This is a genomic window from Niveispirillum sp. BGYR6 (assembly GCF_027568365.1).
Classification (GTDB): Bacteria; Pseudomonadota; Alphaproteobacteria; order Azospirillales; family Azospirillaceae; genus Niveispirillum.
This window is the reverse complement of sequence record NZ_JANLNL010000006.1, coordinates 164861-186370: the sequence shown is the minus strand read 5'-3', so window position 1 is coordinate 186370 and position 21510 is coordinate 164861. Positions and strand designations below refer to the sequence as shown.

The 21510-nt window shown below is 63.0% G+C and carries 16 protein-coding genes; 2 read left to right on the top strand and 14 right to left on the bottom strand.

From position 1 onward, the window contains the following. Positions 1 to 77: 77 nt before the first annotated feature. From PCJ49_RS14695 to PCJ49_RS14685, 3 genes are read right to left on the bottom strand one after another with little or no spacing between them, the layout of a single operon-like run. Positions 78 to 419 (bottom strand): DUF6285 domain-containing protein, encoded by a 342-nt coding sequence (locus PCJ49_RS14695; RefSeq protein WP_269911567.1) that lies wholly within the window; start codon positions 417 to 419, stop codon positions 78 to 80. Further along, positions 416 to 1444 (bottom strand): phosphotransferase, encoded by a 1029-nt coding sequence (locus PCJ49_RS14690; protein ID WP_269911566.1) that lies wholly within the window; start codon positions 1442 to 1444, stop codon positions 416 to 418. Before PCJ49_RS14690 ends, PCJ49_RS14695 begins: the two co-directional genes overlap by 4 nt. Beyond that, on the bottom strand, positions 1441 to 2637 hold the full coding sequence (locus tag PCJ49_RS14685) for an acyl-CoA dehydrogenase family protein (RefSeq protein WP_269911565.1): 1197 nt from the start codon (positions 2635 to 2637) through the stop codon (positions 1441 to 1443). Before PCJ49_RS14685 ends, PCJ49_RS14690 begins: the two co-directional genes overlap by 4 nt. A 102-nt stretch (positions 2638 to 2739) precedes the next feature. Here PCJ49_RS14685 and PCJ49_RS14680 point away from each other — a divergent pair, with 102 nt between their 5' ends. Further along, the gene (locus PCJ49_RS14680; RefSeq protein ID WP_269911564.1) at positions 2740 to 3423 is read left to right on the top strand and encodes a TetR family transcriptional regulator; all 684 of its coding nucleotides are present in this window, start codon (positions 2740 to 2742) and stop codon (positions 3421 to 3423) included. A 97-nt stretch (positions 3424 to 3520) separates the two neighbouring features. Here the strand turns inward: PCJ49_RS14680 and PCJ49_RS14675 are convergent, their stop codons facing one another. The 5 genes from PCJ49_RS14675 to PCJ49_RS14655 form a co-directional block, all read right to left on the bottom strand. Continuing rightward, entirely contained in the window at positions 3521 to 4753 is a 1233-nt protein-coding gene (locus PCJ49_RS14675) for a PQQ-dependent sugar dehydrogenase (protein ID WP_269911563.1), read from the bottom strand. A 123-nt stretch (positions 4754 to 4876) separates the two neighbouring features. Further along, on the bottom strand, positions 4877 to 7129 hold the full coding sequence (locus tag PCJ49_RS14670) for a TonB-dependent receptor (protein WP_269911562.1): 2253 nt from the start codon (positions 7127 to 7129) through the stop codon (positions 4877 to 4879). A 399-nt stretch (positions 7130 to 7528) separates the two neighbouring features. Then, positions 7529 to 8767 carry a dipeptidase gene (locus tag PCJ49_RS14665; protein WP_269911561.1) on the bottom strand — a complete coding sequence of 413 codons (1239 nt, stop codon included), beginning with the start codon at positions 8765 to 8767 and terminating at the stop codon, positions 7529 to 7531. Between the two features lie 3 nt (positions 8768 to 8770). Further along, the gene (locus PCJ49_RS14660; protein WP_269911560.1) at positions 8771 to 11119 is read right to left on the bottom strand and encodes a TonB-dependent receptor; all 2349 of its coding nucleotides are present in this window, start codon (positions 11117 to 11119) and stop codon (positions 8771 to 8773) included. 338 nt (positions 11120 to 11457) lie between these two features. Further along, positions 11458 to 12795, bottom strand: coding sequence for an LLM class flavin-dependent oxidoreductase (locus PCJ49_RS14655; protein WP_269911559.1), 1338 nt, complete (start codon positions 12793 to 12795; stop codon positions 11458 to 11460). 231 nt (positions 12796 to 13026) lie between these two features. On the opposite strand from PCJ49_RS14655, the gene PCJ49_RS14650 reads away from it, so the two are divergent. After that, positions 13027 to 13674 carry an NAD(P)H-dependent oxidoreductase gene (locus PCJ49_RS14650; protein ID WP_269911558.1) on the top strand — a complete coding sequence of 216 codons (648 nt, stop codon included), beginning with the start codon at positions 13027 to 13029 and terminating at the stop codon, positions 13672 to 13674. 48 nt (positions 13675 to 13722) lie between these two features. Here PCJ49_RS14650 and PCJ49_RS14645 read toward each other — a convergent pair whose 3' ends face one another. The 6 genes from PCJ49_RS14645 to PCJ49_RS14620 form a co-directional block, all read right to left on the bottom strand. Beyond that, entirely contained in the window at positions 13723 to 14697 is a 975-nt protein-coding gene (locus PCJ49_RS14645) for an ABC transporter substrate-binding protein (protein WP_269911557.1), read from the bottom strand. Then, positions 14687 to 17176, bottom strand: a complete 2490-nt coding sequence (locus PCJ49_RS14640; RefSeq protein WP_269911556.1) for a TonB-dependent receptor — start codon at positions 17174 to 17176, stop codon at positions 14687 to 14689. Before PCJ49_RS14640 ends, PCJ49_RS14645 begins: the two co-directional genes overlap by 11 nt. Before the next feature lie 341 nt (positions 17177 to 17517). Next, on the bottom strand, positions 17518 to 18612 hold the full coding sequence (locus PCJ49_RS14635; RefSeq protein WP_269911555.1) for an LLM class flavin-dependent oxidoreductase: 1095 nt from the start codon (positions 18610 to 18612) through the stop codon (positions 17518 to 17520). A 17-nt stretch (positions 18613 to 18629) separates the two neighbouring features. Then, positions 18630 to 19286 carry a glutathione S-transferase N-terminal domain-containing protein gene (locus PCJ49_RS14630; RefSeq protein ID WP_269911554.1) on the bottom strand — a complete coding sequence of 219 codons (657 nt, stop codon included), beginning with the start codon at positions 19284 to 19286 and terminating at the stop codon, positions 18630 to 18632. 20 nt (positions 19287 to 19306) lie between these two features. Beyond that, a complete protein-coding gene (locus tag PCJ49_RS14625; protein WP_269911553.1) occupies positions 19307 to 20890 on the bottom strand; it encodes a rhodanese-like domain-containing protein in 1584 nt (527 codons plus the stop codon). Next, positions 20887 to 21510, bottom strand: a complete 624-nt coding sequence (locus tag PCJ49_RS14620) for a cysteine dioxygenase (RefSeq protein WP_269911552.1) — start codon at positions 21508 to 21510, stop codon at positions 20887 to 20889. The genes PCJ49_RS14625 and PCJ49_RS14620 overlap by 4 nt, the downstream gene beginning before the upstream one ends.

Genomic DNA, 21510 nt, shown 5'->3' with positions numbered 1-21510 from the left:
CCGCTTATTTGTGATTAGTGAGTCATTGATCAATGTATGGCCGCGCGAACCCGTCGTCAACGACCCTTGCAGGGCCGTTAGCCCAATGCCTTCGGATTGCTGATCGACAGGCGGGCGCGGGTGATGGTCAGCAGGGCCTGCCGCAAGGTGGCATCCTGTGCGGCGGCGTCGAACGTGCCGGCGTCAATGGCGGCACACAGGGCCGGGGCATCATCCCGGCCGATCAGGCCGGTCAGCGTCGCGGTGATATGGCTCCGCGCCTCCGCTGCCCGCAGGTCGCGCAACACGATGGTCAGGGCGTTGGCCACCATCAGCCCGGTATAGCGGGCGTGATCGGGCAGGTTGGGCAGCAGCTCCGCCCGCAGGCTGGCCAGCGCGGTTTCCAGCAGGTTCTGGGTGTCTGGCAGGTCACGGATCATGCGGCCGCCTCCATCTGGTCGATTTCCCGCAGCATGTCATAGGCGATCTCCGGCAGCATCCGGCCGGTCAGCGCCAGTTCCAGTGAAGGCTCCGCACCAGAGACATGGCGCATTGCCTGCTGTACCGCGATGGCGGCCCAGCGCAGATGGGCCATCACTTCCCACCAGCGCACGGCCTGATGGTCGACAGGGCGGCCGGCGGCCGCTTCATAGCCGGCATAGAAATCGGCGCGATCGCCGATGCCGCCGGCTTCCTGGTCGCGCCGGCCGAAGCGCCAGCAGGCGGCACAGAACCAGCCAATATCCTCCATCGCGTCGGACCAGCCGGCAAATTCCCAATCGATGATGGCGGTCAGCTTTCCCCCCTCCACCAGATAATTGCCGGTGCGGTAGTCGCGGTGCGACAGCACCAGATCGCCCACTGCCGGCCGCCGCCGATCCAGCCAGCGCAGCCCATAGGCCAGCGCCGGATCAAGCCCCGCCATTTCTCCCAGCCAACCACGATAGGCGGTCAGACATTCATCAATCAGGTCAGCCGCCGGCAGGGGCAGGAAATCCAGCCCCGGCGCACCGGGGCGGAGACGGTGCAGCCGGCCCAGCTGTTGCCCCAGATCATGGGCCAGGGCGGGGGAGGGGGGCGCCTTCACCAGCCGATGGCCGGCAGCCATCCCGCCCGCCCGCCGCATGATATAAAAGGGGCTGCCCAGCAAGGCGCCTTCCCCATCCACGAAAAGCGGTTCCGGGGCGGTGACGCCGGCATCGAAGGCCGCGCGCAGCACGGCCGCCTCCTGCGCCTTGGACAGGCTGGCGGAGACACCGCTGGGCGATCCGGCGCGAAACACCACCGGCTGACACCCGGTGAGCGGCCCGCCGTCAATGATCAAATCCATGGAAAGATTGACGGAGATGGCACCACCCGACAGGCGGCGCACATTTTCCAGCCGCACCGTTGCGGCCCCGGCCTGCCGGGCCAGCCAGTCGGCCAATGCCTGCAACTGCTCTGGCGACAGGGGGGCCACGCTCATGACCACCCCCAGAACGTATCCCCTTCGGCCAGATAGGACCGGCTCAGTACCATCTTGTGCACTTCTGAGGCGCCATCGACCAGCCGCGATTGCCGCGCATAGCGGTAAATCCATTCCAGCACCGTATCGCGGGAATAGCCGCGCGCGCCGCACAGCTGGATGGCGGTATCCACGCTGCGCGACAGCGTGTCGGCCACCTGTACCTTGGCCATCGACACTTCCTTGCGGGCGAACTGCCCACGATCCAGCGCGGCGGCGGCCCGCATGGTCAGCAGGCGGGAAATCTCGATCTGCATCGCCGCTTCGCCCAGCATCCACTGCACCCCCTCATGCTCGGCCAGCGGCATTCCGAAGCTGTGGCGTTCCTTCACATAGGCACCGGCAATTTCCAGGCAGCGCTTGGCAAGGCCGGTCCAGCGCATACAATGGGTCAGCCGGGCGGGGCCCAGGCGGATCTGCGTGGCTTTCAGCCCGTCGCCGACATTCATCAGCACGTTTTCGTCGGCCACCTCCAGCCCGTCGAAGATCAGCTCGCAATGGCCGCCATGTTCCTCCGGTCCCATGATGGGGATGCGGCGTTCAATGCGCCAGCCGGGCTGGTCGCGGTCGAACAGGAAGGCGGTCAGGCCCTTGCGCGGATCGTCAGAGGTGCGGGCCAGCAGGATGAAATGCTGGGCGACACCAGCCCCGGTGATGAACCATTTATGGCCATGGATCACCCAGCGCCCGTCCCGGCGTTCCGCCCGGGTGCGCATCATTGACGGGTCGGACCCGCCGCCCGGATGCGGTTCGGTCATGGCGAAGGCGGAGCGTACCCGCCCTTCGACGATGGGGTCCAGCCAGCGGCGCTTTTGCGCCGCGGTGCCCACCTGATTCAACAGCCGCATATTGCCATCATCGGGGGCGGCAGCATTGAAGCAGACGGGGCCGAAGATGGAGCGGTTCATCTCCTCATAACAAGCGGCAAGGCCGGTGAAGGGCAGGCCCTGGCCACCGGCTTCCGGCGGCAGCTGCAGGGTCCACAGGCCGGCCGCCTTGGCCTTGGCGCGCAAGGCGGCCAAGGGCCCGTCGGCAATATTCTCATGCGCGTCCCATTGGCTGCGGTCCGCCTCCACCGGCAGGATTTCCGTTTCCACGAAATCCCGGATGCGGCGGCGATAATCCTCCAGGGCGGGGGGCAGCGTGAAATCCATGTCGGCGGGCTTTCAAAAAAGAGCGAGCGCTCGTTTTATATCGCCTTTCGGCTTCGCCGGCAATGGCCGTTCATGCTATGTCGGGCGGCGAAGGGGGCCGGTATGGACAGTTACAGCACGTTCCAGCAGGAATTCGACCTATCGATGGAGGCGCTGTGCCGCCGCATTCTGGAGCGGCATCAGGCCACCATCCGGGTGCGCAAGGCCGAGACGGCGGTGGCCAATCTGGCGCGGATCATTGAGACTACCCTGGTCCTGTCCAACCGCAACGGGTTCCATCCCATGTCGCTGCGCGACCTGTCGGAACAGTCGGGCCTGTCGATGGGCGCGCTCTACAGCTATTTCGACAGCAAGGACACGCTGCTGCTGATGATCCTGGGGCAGGTGGTGGATGCCATCGGTCTGGTGCTGACCGCGCCGGATGTTGCGACCGGTGATCCGCTGACGCGGCTGCGCGCCTTGATGGCGCGCCACGTCTATCTGACCGAGGCCATGGGCCCCTGGTTCGTCTTCGCCTTCATGGAGGCCAAGGCCTTTGGCAAGCAGGGGCGGGCGATGGCGGTGGAAAGCGAATTATGGACGGAAGCGCTGCTGCGCGATGCCATCGCCGATGGCATCAATACCGGCCGCTTCCGTCCCGTCGATCCGACCATGGCGGCCGCCCTGATCAAGCCGATGCTGCAGGATTGGTATGTGAAGCGGGCGAAATACCGCAAGCGCGGGGTAGAGCCCGAGGCATTCATCAACCTGCTGGGCGACATGGTGGGGGCGATGTTGCGCCCCTGATATCTGCACTCCGGGTTCGGTCCGTCATTGTGCCTCGCAACGGTCATCGTTCGTTACGTTGACTGCCCCGCCATGGGGCAGCCGGTCAATTGCTGCGTCAGCGAGCGCTGGCGGATGTCGGGCTGATCCGCAGCAACAGGCTGTCGCTCTCATCGGTCAGGGCATAGAGCAGCCCGTCAGGCCCCTGGCGTACGTCCTTGAAGCGCTGGCGCAGCCCATCCAGCAGAATCTCTTGCCGCATTTCCTGCAACTTCTCATTCAGGACCACCCGGATCAAGGCGCCGGTTCCATTGATCTGGCCCCGCCGGGCGCTGGCGATGAACAGGTTATTTTGCCATGCGGGCACCTTGTCCGCATTGTAAAAGGCAATGCCGCTGGGGGCGATGCCCGGCGTCCAGATGGTCAGGGGTGGCTCCGTATCCGGCCCCACAGGCTTTGTCGGCAGCGGTGAGCCGCCATATTCGGTCCCATAGGTGAAGCGCGGCCAGCCATAATTGCGGCCCGGCAGGATGTGGTTGATCTCATCACCACCCTGCGGTCCATGTTCCGAGGCGATGATCGCGCCAGAGCGGGGATCAACGGCCAAGCCCAGCACATCACGATGGCCCAGCGTATAAATTTCCCGCCGGGCACCGGCTACCTTAATGAAGGGATTGTCTTGGGGAATTTTGCCGTCAGCATCGACCCGCAGAACCTTACCATAGATGTTATCCGTGCGCTGGGACGCATCGATATCACCCCGGCTGAGCCCGCCAACGCCGACATAGACCATCCCGTCCTTGGTGACCAGGATGCGGGAGCCGCCAGCACCTTGAACCGCTTCGCCAACCCAAAGGTCTTTTGCATCGACCAGCCGCATATCCAGCAGCCGGGCGCGCGCCAGAACAGTCGTGACGAGCAGGCGGCCGGACCCGGCATCAAAGCCGGCCGGCCGGTTGTAGGTGACGTAAACAACCTGATTCTTTGAGAAATCAGGATGAAGCGCCACATCCTGAAGGCCCAGCATATCGTCGGGCACGGCATGGTCGACATTGCTGAAGTCCGGAACGCCCGCGATCGCGGCGCTGACCAGTTCCGGGTTGGGGCCGGTGGCGTTGCGCAGCAGCCGTAGCCGGACACCCCGTTCAACAATCAGGGCATCATGATTGGGCAGGAAGGCGACGGTGAACCCATGTGCCAGACCCCGGGCCAGGATATCCACACGGATGTCATGTTGTTCAGCGGTATCAAACTGGAACGGGCCGGCCCCCACAGCCGGCGGCGTGATGCCGACTTCGATCTCTTCCGCAGCCTGGACGGGCAGGGCGGAGGAAACAGAAAGAAACGCCACGGAGGACAAGAGAAAGATATTTTGAAAAAAGGACCGCCGGGCGGTCACGTTGCGACATTGCATGTCAATTCTCCAGAAACCAGAGAGAAATTCCGGTCGGTATGTGAAGAAAATTCGCCGGGATCAGAACGATTTTTCAAACGAAAGCCCCAGAGTGCGCGGCCGGATATAGTTGAGCCAGTAACGATTGAAGGTCGTCTGGTTATTATAGCCACCACCCGTCACGCCCCGTCGGTTGGTGACGTTCTGGATCGACAGGTTGACTTTCCAATCCTCCGACTTCACCCCCAGATGCAGGTCGAGCTGGGCATAGCCGGGATAGGTCTGGCGCAGGGGCGCCTCTTGCCGGGTCGGAACAAACTCGCCCTTGCGGTTGCCGACATAGCTGACAGAGCCGCCCATGAGGAGCTGCAGATCTTCGGTGAGTGCGGATTCGTGATCCACCGAGAAGCGGGCAGAGAAGCGATTGGAATAAGGCAGCCGATCCCCGGCTGCGGCGTAAACAGCACTCGGTTCCGAAAAACCGGCCCGCAAGGTGGCATCCGTCCATGCCCCCCACAGTGCCAGGGTCAACCCATCGGTCGGCCGCGCTTCCAGGGAAAGTTCGATGCCGCGGCTGCGGGCGCGGCTGGCATTGGTGTTGTAATTATAGGTCGCATCGGGGGAAACCTGGGTCAGCTGAATGTCCCGCCAGTCGATATGGTAGAAGGAGAGATCGTAAGACAGCAGGCGGCCATAGAAATCACCCTTCGCACCGATCTCGTAATTCTTGGTCTTGTCGGAACGGTATTGGCACGGTACCCGGGCATCGTTACACACGGCATTGGGGCCACCCGGCCGATAGCCGGTAGCCAGCCGCCCATAAAACATATGGTCGGCGGATAGCTTGAAGCGTGGCGTCAGCAGATAGGTAAGCGCGTGATCCTTGGAGGTCGGATCGGTGAACAGGCCGGCCGGCTGATCGAAATTCCATTGGCGATGGCGGAGATCCTGCTTGTTCGAACTCCACCGCGCGCCGACCTGCACATCAAACTGGTCGGTGAAACGCACCGTCACATCGGTGAAGCCGGCATATTCGGCGAATTCAAGCTTGTCCCGCCACAGGATCGGCACGCCATGAACAGTGCCATTGGCAGGATCAGTTGCCCGTGCCTGGATCATGTAATGGCTGTTTTCGTTCGTATAGAACGCCCCCACCAGCCAATCCACATTGTCACCGATCGGCGTCATCAGGCGCACTTCCTGCGTCAGCTTCTTGGTGCTGTATTCCTGATGCAGAAGGGCAGCCATCGGGTTGATGCCCACCGGGTAGATCAGCGGCAGGGCGGCCGTAAGGCCCGAGGCCGAGAAATCAACATTATCGACACTGGGATTATAGATATAGGAGGTCACCGACGTCAGTTGGGAATCGCCCAGATCGGCATTTACCACGGCGCTGTATATCTGGTTTTTCCACCGGCTGGCGCCGGCACCGATCTGATCGCTTTGCCGGTTGTACCGCGGCAGCGCGGTATCGACATTGGAGGAGCCGTTAATGTCGGTATCCTGGTACAGGGCGGACAATTCAACGGACAGCGCGTTCGATGGCTGCCAGAGGGCGGACAGGCGGCCACCGCTGACATCTGATTGATTCACCCCGCGTTTGCCGGTGACGACATTGTCGATATATCCCGCATCCCGGCGGGTAAAGGCGCTGGCACGGACGGCGAAGACATCGCTCAACGGAATGTTCAGGTTGCCGCGCAGGTTGTATCCGGGCCGATGACCACCGGAAACAGTTTGCAACCCGCCCCCAACGGTGCCGGCAAAATCAGTCATGGACGGTTTGACCGTCACATATTTCACCAGACCGCCGATGCTGCTGGCGCCATATAAGGTCCCCTGCGGACCGCGCAGCACCTCAATCCGCGCCAGGTCACCCGGATCCAGATCGGGGGCGGCACCGAACAGGCCGGCAATGCCGACGGAAGACCCATAGGGGACATCGTCGATCGTATAGCCGACGGTGGGATTGCCGGTGGCCGGCCCCGTCGTCACCCCGCGGATCGTCAGGTTGGAGCGGCCATTCATGAACTGAAGCCCCAGCCCCGGAACACTGGAAAAGAAATCCTGCGCCCTCAGTTGATTTTGGTCCAGAAGTGCGTCACCCGACACCGCGGTGACCGGCACAGGCACGTCCTGAAGGCGTTCGGCACGCTTCTGAGCCGTAACGATGATTTCTTCCAGAATTTCCGCCCCGGCATTGCCAGCCGATGGCCCTGCCACGGGTTGTGCCAAGGCCGAAGCCGATGCCAAGGTCAGTGCGATCAGCGCCAAGCCCCGTGCGCCGGCCCTGTTCCGGGCCGTGAACAGGGAACCCATTTTAAAGGCCATCATTTCCCGTACCCTTCCCTGAAAATATTTTTGATTAAGATTCCCGCATTTCTTGCAGTGCACGGGTTGTCTCAATGGTCGTCCGGCCGGGCGTGTCTGTTGTCGACGCCGCTTATCCTCCGCCACCGGCATACTATAAGTCTCACCCTGGCCCGGTAAAATTGCCGAACTGGAAGCGCCATTTGCAGAATCGGCCAGTCGGACGTTTGCGATAACCTGTCCCGATCAACCGCCTGACAGCTTCGTTCTGACGGTTGATGGGCAAATATTTGATATAATATATGTTTACCCGGAATTTTCTCGGAGGCCGGGCGGGGAAGCGACTGGTTGCAGTTTCACCTCCACGCCGGAGAAGGCGGGGAGCCCAGGCTGCTATAATCAAAAATAGGTGACACAGTAGTGCTATGGCACCAATGCCTGATTGGCCGCCATCACCCGTAGCAGATTGCCGGACCAGATCTTGGCCAGGTCCGCTTCCTTGTAGCCGGCGGCCAGCAGGGCGGCGGTGATGCGGGGGATGGCGGCGACATCTTCCATCCCTTGTGTGCCGCCGCCGCCATCCCAATCCAGCCCGATGCCGACATGGTCCGGCCCCACCACCTTCAAGGCGTGCAGCAGATGGGCCATGAAATCATCGAACCCGGGCGGATCGGTATCCGGATAGAGCCGATCGATCTCCCGCCTTTTTTCCAGGAACGCCGTGCGGGCGGCGGCATCCTTGGCCCCTTCGCGGTAACTGGTGTAAAGGGCGCGTTGGGCCTTTTCCCGCTCCGGGTTGGGCTTGGCGGCACGCAGATAGGCGCCATAGGCATTCATCATGATGACGCCACCCTTGGCAGCCAGGGCGCGCAGCCGGTCATCATCGATATTGCGCGGATGGTCATAAACCGCCTTGCAGCCGGAATGGGTTAACAGTACCGGCCCTTTCGACAGGGCCAGCAGATCATCCAGCACCGTATCGGAACTGTGGCTGGCATCGGGCACGATGCCCAGCCGGTTCAGTTCCGCCAGCAACTGCTTGCCCAGCGGGCTCAGGCCCCCCCATTTCGGCTGGCCGGACGGGTCGGTGGAACTGTCGGCAAACTGGTTATGGGCGAAATGGGCAAAGCCGATCACCCGCACCCCGATCTTGTGGAACAGATTGACGAGGCTGACATCTTCGCCCAGCGGATAGGCGTTCTCCATGGAGATGAACACGACACGCCGGCCGGCGGCGGCGATAGGGGCGGCATCACCGGGCTTTGTCGCCAGGGTGAAATCCGCCGGCGATGCGGCCACCATTTCCCGGATGGACAGGCCGCGCAGCACGGCGAAATCCCGTGCTGCGCGATATCCCTCCGGCGTCAATGGCCCCTGTGGGGTGTAGATGGCCCAGAGGCCGCCATCCAGCCCGCCCGCCTTCAACCGGGGCAGATCGACCTGGGTGTAATCATCATGCACATGATGTTCATCCAGGATCGACCAGTCCGGCAGATCCAGTGAGGCGGGCGTATCCATATGCCCGTCCAGGGTCAGCAGCTTTTCATGCAACTGCCGTGCGGCGGCGGACACAGGCAGCGGGTCCGCCGCCTGGACCACGGGCGGTGCCAGCAGACAGGTGAACAGCAGCGGCAGCAGCAGGGGTTTCAGCGGGCGGCGCATGGCTTAAAACTCCCCGGAGATGGTCACCTGGATGGTACGCGGGGAGAGCGGGCGGAAATTGCCGTCACCGCTGACGGCGGGGGAGATGAAGGACAGCGTATCCTTGTCGAAGATATTGTCGATATTGACGCGGGCCTTGATGTTCTTCAGCGGCCCATAATCCCAGCCTTCGCCGACATCGACATAGGCGCTGAACACCGTATAGCCGGGCAGGCTGGAACCGGGCGTGTTGGTGAAGGTGGACCAGCGTTTGCCGACATAACGCCCGCTGAAATTCGCCACCAGCCAATCGGTCGGCTCCACCGTGATGCCGCCGCCGATGATCCATTTCGCACTGTCGGGGATGAACTTATCCGCAGTCGGCGTGACCGGGCTGGTCGGGATATTATCCAGGAAGGTGGCATGGTTATAGGTGACGCTGAAATTGGCATAGGCGTAATCTTGCAGGAAATCCGGCTTGAAGGTGCCGGTAAATTCCGCGCCATAGGCCTCCACCCGGCCGACATTGGCATAGAAGGTTTCTGTTGTCGCCACCGTGCCCGGCAGCAGGGTGGTGATGGATTGGATGCGATTGGCAAAGCGCGTGTAATAGCCTGACAGGGCGGCATAGAATTGCGCCTGATTGGTGCGGATGCCGATTTCCACATTCTTGGCCCGCTCCGGCGCCGGGGCGGGCACGGCCGCACTGCTGCTGGCCAGGGCGGTGGCGAAAATATCATCCATGCCCTTGGGCAGGGCCATGTTCTCCGAGTAGGAGGCGAAAAGCTGTGTCCGCCCGTCCAGCCGATAGACCAGCCCGACCTGTGGCAGGAACCCGTCATTGTAAGAGGCGCTGTTGCGCTGCGGGCCATAGCCCGCCACCGGCCGGCCACCGACAATTCGGTAATAATCGGCAAAATCGCGGTAGCCGTTGAAATCATAATCCAGGAACAGGCCCTTGGCGCCGATATCCAGCGTCAGGTCATCATCCAGCAGGGCGATGGAATCCTTCAGGAAAATCTGGATCGTATCGCGTTCGGAGCGATAGTTGCGGCGCAGATAGACCAGTTCGTTCAGGTTGGGTGCGGCCTCCGGTGAGCCATCCACCGTATTATAGCGGGCCTGGGTGCGGTGATACTTGTCATGCTCCACCCAGAAACCGGCCTCCAGCGTGTGGTTATCCAGCTTGGCCTGCAGCTTGTTGGTCAGGCCATAGCGATCGCCCCCCACGCCTGACAGCCCATATTGCACCCCGCGCGGCGCGGTCACCGGCAGGCCGACGGCAGCTTGCGGGGTGTAGCGTGACAGGCTGTTGGCATAGCCGTCGGGGGAAACCCCGTACCCGTCCTTATCTTCCCAATAGGCGGTGCTTTCCAGCCAGGCATCCTCCCACAGGCCCAGATGCGTGGTGGCGCCATAAAGCTTGTCATTGCGGACATTGACCGCCAGTGCGTAATCATAGGTGTAGTTGGGGTTGGAATAGGGCACCCCGGCCACGGTCGGCGTGAAGCCCGGCGTGCTGTTGGGCACCAGCCGGATATAGCCGCGATCCCGCCCGCTTTTCCCGCCAACATCGCTGCCGCTGTGATATTGCGCCCGGCTGAGGGTCGGGGAATCATAATCGAAGAAATCATTGGAAACGAATTTCAGCTTGGCCCAGCTTTCTTCACCCAAGCTGACATGGGCCTGGGCCTCCCAATGTTCGCGGTCGATGGTGCCGGCCCCGCGCCACAGGTCGCTGTCCAGCTTGGTGCGGCTGACATAGGCCTTTACCGGGCCGATCTGCCCGGTCGAAGCACGGATGAAGGTGCGGCGCGTGCTATCCTCCCCAAAGGTTTGGGAGATAAAAACCCCGGCCTCCTCCTGCGGTGTGATGGAACGGTACTGCACCAGCGGCCCCAGGCTGGAATAGCTGGGCAGGCTGACATCACCCGCCCCGGCGGACGCCTCCACCACGCCCAGATTTTCATTATCGACATAGCGGAAGACGGGTGAACCGCCAAAGGCATCGCTCCGCCCGGTGGGAATGCCATCCACCACAAAACCGATCTGGTCCAGGTTGAAGGCGCGCGTCTGCACGGAATTGCCGAATTCATACAGCCCCAGCGCGCCGTCGGTCTGCACATTGAAGCCCGGCAGGTTTTCCAGCATCTTCAGGCCGGAAATACCCGATGGCGCCGATAACAGCGCTTCCCGCGTTACCGCCACCGTGCTGGTGGTCTTGTCCAGGCCGATCGCCTCATCCGATTGGGAAACGCGGCGGCCGGTGACGATGATTTCTTCCAGGGCCACGCTGTCATCGGCCAGGGCCGGGATGGTGGCAACAGTCCCCAGCAACAGCGCCGGCAGAAGCCGGCGGGTATGGAACGTCATCTCTTACCCCTTCTGTACAGAAATCGGATTATTGTTCGTTCATTCCGGCTGATGAAAATGTGGTGAAAGCAGCCGGAAATGGGCGCGGACAGTCATTCGCAGAAATTATTTTCTGCGGGATAGAAGTCAGGCGTTGGAAACGCCGATGGCTATGACTGATCCGACCCCGAGATCCCCGTTATCCTTGACAACACCTTTCAGGTGCCGCCGGTATCGGGGCTTTGGCCTTTATTTGGCCTTCGTGTCGATAGAATGACCTGAAAAATAACTGCATGGCAAGCCTTTGTTGCGATGCATCATGTGTCGGGCGAAGCATCGCCCGACACATGATTTTCCGCTTATTCCGCCGCCTGGGCCAGCCGGGCCAGGGTATGGCGGTTTTCCGGCACCGGCAGGCCCAGATGGCCGCGCAGGGTGCGGGTGGTATAGTCGGTGCGGAACAGGCCGCGCTGTTGCAGGATCGGCACCACCTTCTGGGTGAACAGGGCGAAATCGCGCGGCTTGGTGACCTGCACATTGAACCCGTCGGCGGCCCGGCCGGTGAACCAGCGCTCAATCTGATCGGCGACATGTTCCGCCGTGCCGACGAAATCCGACCGCCAGCGCCCAAAGCGCCAGGCGGCTTCGCGCAAGCTCAGCTTGTCGGCCTTGGCCTCCCGGATGATGCGCTCGGCATGGCCCTTGTAGCCGTTCAGGCTGACATGGGATAGGTCGGGGAAAGGGGCATCCAGGTCATATTGCGTGAAATCATGGTAATTGAACGGGCGGCCCAACTGCACCAGCAGCTTATCCAGGCTGAGATCGGCATCCTGGGCGGCGCGCAGTTTTTCCGCCTCTTCCTGGCTGTCGGCAATGGTGACCGACAGGCCGGGCAGCACGAAAATCTCATCCGGGTTGCGGCCCAGCGCGGCGGCGCGGGATTTCAGATCGGCGTAATAGGCCTGTGCCGCCTCGAAATTATCGGCGGTGGTAAAGGTGGCATCGGCGATCAGGGCGCCCAGCGTGCGCCCGGCATCGGAATCGCCGGCCTGGAAGATCACCGGCTGGCCCTGCGGCGACCGGGTCAGGGCCAGCGGGCCGGCGACGGAGAAGAAGCGGCCCTTGTGGTTCAGCGCGTGCTGCTTGTCCTTATCCAGGAAGATGCCGGCCTGCTTGTCCCGCGGGAAGGCATCGTCCTCGTAGCTGTCCCACAGACCCTGCACCACATCGACGAATTCGCGCGCCCGCTGATAGCGTTCGCCGTGATCAAAATGTTCCTCGCGGCTGTAATTGCGCGCCGCCCCCTCCAGCCCGGTGGTGACGACGTTCCAGCCGGCCCGCCCGCCGCTGATATTGTCCAGCGAGCCGAACTGGCGGGCCACATTATAGGGCTCCCAATAAGAGGTGGTCAGCGTGCCCACCAGCCCGATCCGGCTGGTGGAAACGGCCAGGGCCGACAGCAGCGTCAGCGGTTCCAGCCGGTTCAGGAAATGCGGGGCGCTTTCCTTGGTGATGTAGGGGCTGTCGACGATGAAGACCAGATCGAACTTGGCCGCCTCCGCCTGACGCGCGGCCTCAATATACCAGTCGATATTGATGCTGGCATCACCGGGAAGGGCCGGGTCGCGCCAATCATCATGGCTGGTGCCGACACCGGCCAGAATGGCGCCCAGATGAAGCTGGCGGGGGGAAGTCATGGGGTCTCTCCATCACGAAGGGAAATTTTGGGGGAAGCTTGGGTTGGGTGTGATGGTATGCGGGCGGATAAGCGTTAACAAATTCAGAAGTCTCAAGCTTTTATTTGGGGAAAGTTGATGGGTTGGCGGGCGAAGCTTTTTCATGTCGTCTGATCAAGTCATTCTTTAAAATAACTTTATGGTTTGGCTGAACGGCGCCCCCTATTTTCTCCCCATCTTTTGCATGTTCCCATGGGGAGAGTTGTTTTGTTGCTGGAAAAGCTGAACTGGCGCTATGCCGCCAAGAAACTGGACCCTGCCCGCCCGGTGCCGGCCGATGCGGTGGACCGGATTGTGGAGGCGATCCGCCTGGCCCCGACCTCCAGCGGTCTGCAGCCGTTTGACATCATCGTGGTCAGCAATCCGGCGCTGAAGGAACAAATCCGCGCTGTCGGCTATAACCAGCCGCAGATCACCGAAGGGTCGCACCTGCTGGTCTTTGCCGTCTGGGATGATTACACGCCGGCCCGCATCAACCAGATGTTCGATCTGGTGAACAGCGAACGCGGCTTCACCAATGAAGGGTGGGAGAAATACCGCGCCCAACTGCTGAAAACCTATGGTGCCCGCGATGCGGAGGCCAATTTCCAGCACGCGGCCCGGCAAGCCTATATCGGGCTGGGCATCGGCGTCACGGCGGCCGCCTTTGAAGGGGTGGATGCCACGCCAATGGAAGGGTTTCAGCCGGATAAGCTGGACGCCATTCTGGGCCTGCGCGAACGTGGCCTGCGGTCGGTGCTGATCATGCCACTGGGCTACCGCGATGAGGCGGGGGACTGGGCTGCCAAGCTGAAAAAGGTGCGCCGGGCCCCGGCGGACTTTGTGACGTCGGTGGTTTGACAATCATGAGAACCGGGGGGCGATGTGTGCCCCCCGGCTTTCTTGGGGTCAGCCCTTGAACAGGCCCGGCTCGATCAGGGCGGCAATATTCACAGGGGCGGGCAGCACCCCTTCGGTGGCGAAATCATCCGCCACCTTTTGCAGCTCGGCCGCGATGCCGGCATCGGCGGCCTGCAGGCGCGGGTCTTCGCGGCGGGTCACCAGTTGCGCCACTTCCAGCGGCACGCCGGTTTTCTGCGCATAGATGGCGGCATAGGCATCCAGGTTGGCCAATGTCCATCGGTTGGCGGTCGCCAGCCTTTCCAGAAAAACCGTCAATGATGCCCGCTTGGCCTGGCTGGCCAGGGTTTTCACTGACGCGGTGATCAGGCCGATGCCGGAACTGATGCCGATGCCATTGCGCAGCACGCGGGCCCCCCGCACCTCTGCCACCGCTTGATAAATGCCGAAGGTGGCCCAGGCTTCGACATTGCCGCCTTCAAACGCGGCAGCGGCATCGTTGGGCAGCATGAAGCCCATCTTCACCTCGGCCGGCGCTACGCCCACTTCGCGTAAGGCCGCCAGCAGCAAATGATGGGCGATGCTGCCCCGTGCGCTGGAAACGATGACGGTGCGGCCGCGCAATTCCTGCACAGTCTGAATGGGGGAATTGGCCGGCACCAGCAGGGCCAGATTGCCGCCGCCGGACCGGGCGGCGGCGATGATGCGGATGGGCACCTGCTGGCTGGCCGCCATGATAGTGGGCGTGTCACCGGCAGGGCCGGTATCAACCGCGCCGGCGGCAATCGCCTCGAACAAGGGCGCGGCGCCGCCGAAATTGGCCCAGCTATGCGGGAAAGGCAGATTATCCAGCAGGCCAGCTGCTTTCAGCTTGGCCTGCAACAGCCCGGCCTGATCGCCCAGCACCAGCGCGCCATCATCCCCACCTTGCCCGCAACCGGCCAGCGCCGTGGCAAGGGCCAGACCGGTGCCGCCGGCCAGGATGGCGCGGCGGCTGACCAGGGAAACGGGTTTAGAAATCATAGCTGATCCTGGCGTAATAGGTGCCGCCGCTGGGGGCGAAGGGGGGCGAACCGTAATAGAAGGAGAAACCGCCGCTGACCGGATCGCCCGGCCCGTTCTTGTCCGGCCGCACATCGAAGATGTTGTTGGCGCCGACATTGACGCGCAGCCCGTCGGTCAGTTCCACACCGACATCCAGATCGGTCAGCCATTTGGCGCCGAATTTCACGTCCTGCGCCACATTCTCCGTCCGCTGCCAGATATAGGAACCATAGCGGGTGACGCGGCCCCCCACGGTGAACCGATCCCAGGTCCAGGTGCCGCTCAGGATCAGCTTGGTTTCCGGGTTGGCGACGGTCAGGTCGCCTTGGGCGCTGCGACCGAAGAAGATCAGGTTGCCACCGGGATTGCTGCCCAGACCCAGCAATTGGGATGGCGTATTGGCAATATGGGTGATCTTGGTCTTGTTGTAATTGAAGGCGGCTTCCAGCTTCAGATCGCCGAACGCTTCCAGATCCAGTTTGGTATCGGCCACCACATCCAGGCCGCGCGTGCGCGTATCCACGGCATTGGCGAAATATTGCACCCATTCCGTGCCCGACAGGCCATTGGCCAGCAGCAAGCGGTTCAGGGCGGGGCCATAAAGATAGCCGGTGCGGACGATGCGGTCTGTCACCTTCACCTGATAGCCATCCACCGTCAGGTTCACCTGATCCAGCGGGCGCAGCACAAAGCCCAGGCCGAAATTCACCGACTTTTCAGGGTCCAGATCCTTGCCGCCCAGTGCCTCGGCCAGGGCACTGCCGGTACGGGCCAGCTTGGACAGGCTGGGCACGACATTGCCGGCGGCATCAATATTGGTGCGGTTATCGGTCTGGGCATAACCAAGCTGGGTCAGCGACGGCGCGCGGAACCCGGTGCCCACCGTGCCGCGCACGGCGATGATATCATTGAAATCATAGCGGGAATTGATCTTGCCGCCGGCTGTGGTGCCCGAACTGTCATCATAATTCTCCACCCGCACAGCGACATCGACGAACCAGTCCTTCACCGGATAAAGGCCCAGATCGGCATAACCGGCGACCGACCGGCGGACCAGCCGCGCCTCATCCGCCTTGGACAGCGTCACGCCGGCCTGCGCGCCCACGGAGGCGGGCTTGCCGACATTGGGGTTTCCTTCCTGGTCACCGGGTTTGAAAATATAGCCGCCATTGACCGATGCGCGCGGGTCACCGGCATATGTCGCAAACCGGTCGATCCGGCCTTCCGCCCCCCAGGAGAATTGCAGCGGTTCCGGCAGCCCCACCGCGAACCCGCGCGTCACATCCAGGTTCGCGACACTCTGTTCAAACTGATAGGTCGCCAGACTGTCGAAGCGGGTGGGGGTGGACGGCCCCAGCGAGGGGTTGATGGTGAAATCGCTATATTGCTGGTTGCGGTTGCGGCCATAGGAGGCAGACAGATCCCAGTCCCATCCGGCCCATTCGCCCTTGGCACCCCAGACGGATTGCAGGTCGTTTTCGTTCGTATTGTTCAGCGGGAAATAACCATCGGGGAACAGGCTGGCAATATTGGCCGCCGAATTGGGTCGGCGGAAATTATTCCCGATCACGGTTTCCCGCAGCCCGCCGGTGGTGAAGGAATAGAGCGTCACGCCGTTCTGCAACGGCAGTTCGGCATTATAGGACAGGTTATAGGCTTTGATCTCCGGGTCGCCATTATGGGCGCCGTCACGGTTCCAGGTGGCGTTCTTCGGGTTGCTGGCCGGCGAATAGGCCACAAGGTTGGTGGCCGGGAAATTCCACCAGGCCATGCCGCGCTTGCGCGCATCACCGCTGACATGGATGAAGCCTTCCTCGCCCAGGGGCAGAGCGAAATCAGCTTCCAGTTTCTTGGTCTGCAGGTCGCCTTCGCCATCATAGAGGCTGCCCCAGGTCAGGCCGATATGGCCGCCCTCGCGCCGGGATTTCAGCTTCACATTGACCACGCCGGCCACGGCGTCGGAGCCATATTGTGCGGCGGCGCTGTCCTTCAGCACCTCAAAACTATCCACCGCCGACAGGGGGATCAGATCCAGATCGACGGGGTTGACGCCGCTGGTATCGCCGCCGCCATTGGTCAGCAGCGCGCCATTATGGCGGCGCTTGCCATTGACCAGCACCAGCGTATAGGCCGGCCCCATGCCCCGGTTGGACACCGGGCGGACGATGGAATTGATGCCCGCGACGTTGGTGCCGAAATTGAAGGAGGGAAGCTGGGCCGCCAGCGCCTCCCCCAGTTCCGCCCGGCCGGCGCGCTGGAACCCTTCTGCCGACAGAACATCAATGGGGGCGGGGCTGTCCGCCACGGTCCGCGGCTTGCCGCCACGCACGCCGGTGACGATGATGGCATCCTGTATGGAGGTTTCCGCCACCTGCACCTGTTGCGCCAGCGTCGGGGCGGTGAACAGGGTGGAACTGGCCAGCAGGCCGGCGGTATAAAGGGAAATTCGGGAGCGCATGTCTTTGACCGGAAATTGAATTCGATTGCGTGCAGTTTATGGGGTGGGGCGGATAAGTATATTTCATAAGGTAAAAGGTTATGTTTGCGAGGGCTGTAGGGTTTTATCTGATTATTATATATTTCACTGTCATTACCGTCATCCCGGCGAAGGCCGGGATCCAGGGCCGCCAGCGCTTCGCTTTACGAAACTGGACCCCGGCCTTCGCCGGGGTGACGGTAGCGGCAGGTGCTACACTCCCTTTACCCCACAAAAAGCGGCCCACCGGAAATCCGGCGGGCCGTCAGTCAGCTTCAGGGAAAACCCCGGGGCGCCACCCTTGCCCCAGGGCCTGAGCCGCCTCAGTTCGCCACGGCAAGCGGCGGACTGCGGCGTTCCGCCACCAGGCGGCGGAAGGCGGGGATCAGGTCGCGGCCATAATGCAGCGCGTCCTCATAGGGATCGAAACCACGGATCAGGAAGGTGGAAACCCCCAGATCGTAATAATCCAGCAGGGCTTCGGCCACCTGCTCGGGCGTGCCGACCAGGGAGGTGGAATTGCCCTGCGCGCCGGTCACGGCGGCAACGCCGGTCCACAGGCGCTTGTCCACCCGGTCGCCTTGCGCTGCGGTCTGCAGCAGGCGCTGGGAACCGGCATTGGGTGGCGTGTGGCCACTGGTGGGTAGGCCCGCCTTCTGGCGCAGTTCGATGGTGCGCTGGCGGATGGATTCCGCCCGTGCCCAGGCCGCCTCTTCCGTGTCGGCCAGAATGGGGCGCAGCGACAGGCTGAAACGGATGGTACGGCCATGCTTGGCGGCAGAGGCGCGGACGGCGCGGATGGTTTCCCCCACCTGCTCCAGCGTTTCACCCCACAGGGCGAAAATGTCGGCATGTTTGCCGGCCACCTCGATGGCGGCGGGGGAGGAGCCGCCGAAATAGATCGGGATATGCGGCTTCTGCACCGGCTTCACATCACCGAACGCCTGTTCCACCTTGTAGAACTTGCCCTGGTAATCGAAGGGACGGTCGCTGGTCCATTCCTGGCGGACGATATCCAGATATTCCGACGTGCGGGCGTAACGTTCATCCTTGGTGGTGAAGTCACCATCCTGGCGCAGTTCCTCGTCACTGCCGCCGGTGATGATATGCACGGCGGCGCGGCCACCGCTGAAATGGTCCAGCGTGGCGAACTGGCGGGCGGCCACGGTGGGGTTGATGAAGCCCGGCCGGTGCGCCACCATCAGGCCCAGCCGGCTGGTCTGGGCTGCCACCTGATGGGCGATCACCAGACTGTCGGGGGAGCGGGAATGGAAGGCGATCAACACCCGGTCGAAGCCGCCATCCTCATGCGCCTTGGCCACCTTGCGCACATAATCCAACTGGATCAGGTCGCCCTGGGGCGGGTGGATTTCGGATGCTTCACGGGTATTCACGAAACCGATAAATTCAACGCTCATGGCTTGGTTCCTATCTATCAGGCGGCGGCTGACTGGAAAGCGGCTTCGGGAGCTTGGCCTTCCTGGGCGAGTGCGGTCAGGACGGAGGGGCGGACGTAGAGGCGGCGGACCTGGGCGGTCCAGCCGGGGAAACTCTGCTGGTCGATGGCAAGCCGGGGGGCCCAGCGATAGACGACCAGCGCATAGGCATCGAGGACGCTGAAGGTATCGCCCAAAATCCAGGGGCGGCCATCGGCGAACAGGGCCTCAATCTCAGCCAGATTGCGCTGGAAGCGGATGGTCCCGTCGGTCTTCAGCGCTTCCTTGGCGCTGGGATCATCGGTAAAACGATCGCCCCGGAAAATCTGCGCGAAGCTGGGATGCACGGTGCTGGCGATCCAGCTTGCCAGTTCCAGTCCCTTGGCGGCGGCGAACGGATTGGCCGGCAGCAGGCCCGCTTGCGGGAAGCGCTGGGCCAGATAGGCCAGGATGGCCGGCACCTCTGTCAGCGGCTTGCCATCCACCAGCAGGGTGGGGACGCGGCCACGCGGGTTGATGGCGCGGTAATCGGGCTTGTGCTGCTCCCCTTCGGACAGCACCACCCGGACCAGATCATAATCAGCCCCAGCCTCGGCCAGCGCGATATGCGGGGCGAGCGAACAGGCACCGGGGGCATAATAGAGACGCAGTGACATGGTTGATCCCCAATCACAGATCAAATGACGTAGAAACCGTGGGTGCCGTCGCGGCGGAGCTGCTCCACCAGGCCGAACTCCCAGTCCAGGTACGCCTGCATGGCGCTGACCGGGTTGTCCGTGCCCTCATAAGGACGGCGATAGACATCGTCGAAGGCGGAAAGCGGCGCGCCGGTGCCACTGGTCAGCGGCTTGCCGGCGGCGGCCCAGGCCTGGGTGCCGCCTTCCAGCACCAGCGGGGGTTTACCGGTCAGGCTTGCCACCTCTGCTGCCGCGAACCGCGCCAGCAGCCCGTCGGGGGAGGTCAGCACCAGGGCACCGCGCACATCGGCGGGGGAGAGATCCTGTTCCAGCCGGGCGCGGATGATGAAGCGGGCGCCGTCAATATGGCCCCGGCGATAGGCGGGGCTGGGCGCGAAATCCAGCAGCGTCACCGGCCCCTCGGCCAGCAGGCGGGCCAGATGATCCGCGCTGATCTGGGTGACGTGGCCGGGATCGGGGTGGTGGATACGGTTGGGGCCAACCTCGCTCAGCGCGTCTGCCGGCACATTTTCCAGCACCAGCACATCCCATCCCAACTGCGCCAGCCAGGAAGCCGACATGTCGGCCCGGCTGGACAGCGTGTCGAACAGCACGATCCGGGCACCGCGTACCGGGGCGGAATGGTCGGTTTCCTGCACCAACTGGCCGCCCGGCGCATTGCGGAAGCCCGGCAGGTGGCCATCGGCATATTCCTGCGGCGTGCGCACATCCAGCCGATAGGTGGTGCGGGTGCGGTCAGCGGACAGCACGGCCAGTTCCGCCGGGCTGATCCAGCGCACCCCGGCGCGATAGGCGACATCACGTGCCCGTGCCTTGGCCTGGGCAACCGCTTCCCCATCAGCTTCCGGGAAGCTGCGTTCCTGGCCATGCTCCAGGGTCTGCCCGGCCAGTGTCCAGCCGATGGTGCCATTGCGCAGCGCATAGACCGGGTTGGGCAGGCCGGCATTGCGCAGCGACTGCGTGCCGATCAGGCTGCGGGTACGGCCGGCGCAATTGACGATGATGGTGGTGGCCGGATCGGGAGCCAGCAGCGGGGCGCGCAGCACCAGTTCCGCCCCCGGCACGCTGATGCCGGTGGGGATGCTCATGGTGCGGTATTCCTCAAACCGGCGGGCATCCAGCACCACCACATCGGCCCCGCTATCCAGCAAAGCCTTTACCTCCGGTGCGGGCAGGGAAGGGGTGTGAACGCGGGATTCCACCAGTTCGCCGAACGCCTTGGACGGGACATTCACGTCGCGGAAAATCTCCCCACCGGCCGCACGCCAGCCATCCAGCCCGCCTTTCAGCACCCGCACATCCAGATAGCCCAGCCGTTCCAGCACATCCACGCCGCGCCCGCTCAGGCTGCCATCATCGTCATAAACGACGATGGGGGTGTCCCGGCGGGGGATGCGGTCCCAGGCTTCCAGTTCCAGCCGTGACAGCGGGAAATTGGCGGCAAATAGCGGGTGCGCCTGGGCAAAGGCATCCTCTTCCCGCAGATCGATCAGGGCGATTTCCTGCCTTGCCAGCAGGGCCAGCCTGATATCGGCGGGCAGGGCGGTGCGGGGGGCGGTCATCGGGCAAGCTCCAGCGGGCGATGGGAGGATAGGGTGAAGGGCGGTGTCAGATCATTGTTGGAATAGCCGGAGATGAAGGGCTTGCGCGGCTGCCCGTCGCCCGGATAGGTCCAGCGCCGCACCGCCCCGATATCCGCGCCATAGACATGGATGCTGATGGAGGTGCGGTCGGCCTCTGCATTGATGACGCGGTGGATATCGCCTTCCAGGGGGGAGAGTTTTTCCACATCACCGGGCTTCAGCCGGTGCGGCAGCCCCTTGGTCACCAGCGGCCCGGCCGGGCCGGGGGCGAAACCCTGGGAGATTTCCGATCCGCGCAGCACCCCGACCAGACCCCAGACCGTATGGTCATGCACTGGCGTGCCTTGGTTCGGCCCCCAGACGAAGCTGACGACGGAAAAGCGCGCCTGCGGGTCGCGGTAGAGCAGGAATTGCCGGTAACGTTCCGGGTCCGGTACGGTATAGGCCTCGGGCAGCCAGTCATCCTGGGCCACCAGATCGCCCAGCAGCGGGGCGGCGGCGTCCAGCAAGGCCGCCTCCGGACGCGGTGTCTCCAGCAGCCGGGTCAGGTCCGTGACGAAACGGGCCAGGCGCTTGGGGATGGGGGGCTGTTGGCTCAT

Bases quoted from the DNA above. Each gene is read 5' to 3' on its own strand.
- PCJ49_RS14635 (WP_269911555.1), bottom strand. From the start codon at position 18,612: ATGAGCGTTGAATTTATCGGTTTCGTGAATACCCGTGAAGCATCCGAA.
- PCJ49_RS14645 (WP_269911557.1), bottom strand. From the start codon at position 14,697: ATGATTTCTAAACCCGTTTCCCTGGTCAGCCGCCGCGCCATCCTGGCC.
- PCJ49_RS14655 (WP_269911559.1), bottom strand. From the start codon at position 12,795: ATGACTTCCCCCCGCCAGCTTCATCTGGGCGCCATTCTGGCCGGTGTC.
- PCJ49_RS14660 (WP_269911560.1), bottom strand. From the start codon at position 11,119: ATGACGTTCCATACCCGCCGGCTTCTGCCGGCGCTGTTGCTGGGGACT.
- PCJ49_RS14685 (WP_269911565.1), bottom strand. From the start codon at position 2,637: ATGGATTTCACGCTGCCCCCCGCCCTGGAGGATTATCGCCGCCGCATC.
- PCJ49_RS14630 (WP_269911554.1), bottom strand. From the start codon at position 19,286: ATGTCACTGCGTCTCTATTATGCCCCCGGTGCCTGTTCGCTCGCCCCG.
- PCJ49_RS14640 (WP_269911556.1), bottom strand. From the start codon at position 17,176: ATGCGCTCCCGAATTTCCCTTTATACCGCCGGCCTGCTGGCCAGTTCC.
- PCJ49_RS14650 (WP_269911558.1), top strand. From the start codon at position 13,027: ATGGGGAGAGTTGTTTTGTTGCTGGAAAAGCTGAACTGGCGCTATGCC.
- PCJ49_RS14620 (WP_269911552.1), bottom strand. From the start codon at position 21,510: ATGAGCCAACAGCCCCCCATCCCCAAGCGCCTGGCCCGTTTCGTCACG.
- PCJ49_RS14670 (WP_269911562.1), bottom strand. From the start codon at position 7,129: ATGATGGCCTTTAAAATGGGTTCCCTGTTCACGGCCCGGAACAGGGCC.
- PCJ49_RS14625 (WP_269911553.1), bottom strand. From the start codon at position 20,890: ATGACCGCCCCCCGCACCGCCCTGCCCGCCGATATCAGGCTGGCCCTG.
- PCJ49_RS14665 (WP_269911561.1), bottom strand. From the start codon at position 8,767: ATGCGCCGCCCGCTGAAACCCCTGCTGCTGCCGCTGCTGTTCACCTGT.
- PCJ49_RS14695 (WP_269911567.1), bottom strand. From the start codon at position 419: ATGATCCGTGACCTGCCAGACACCCAGAACCTGCTGGAAACCGCGCTG.
- PCJ49_RS14690 (WP_269911566.1), bottom strand. From the start codon at position 1,444: ATGAGCGTGGCCCCCCTGTCGCCAGAGCAGTTGCAGGCATTGGCCGAC.
- PCJ49_RS14680 (WP_269911564.1), top strand. From the start codon at position 2,740: ATGGACAGTTACAGCACGTTCCAGCAGGAATTCGACCTATCGATGGAG.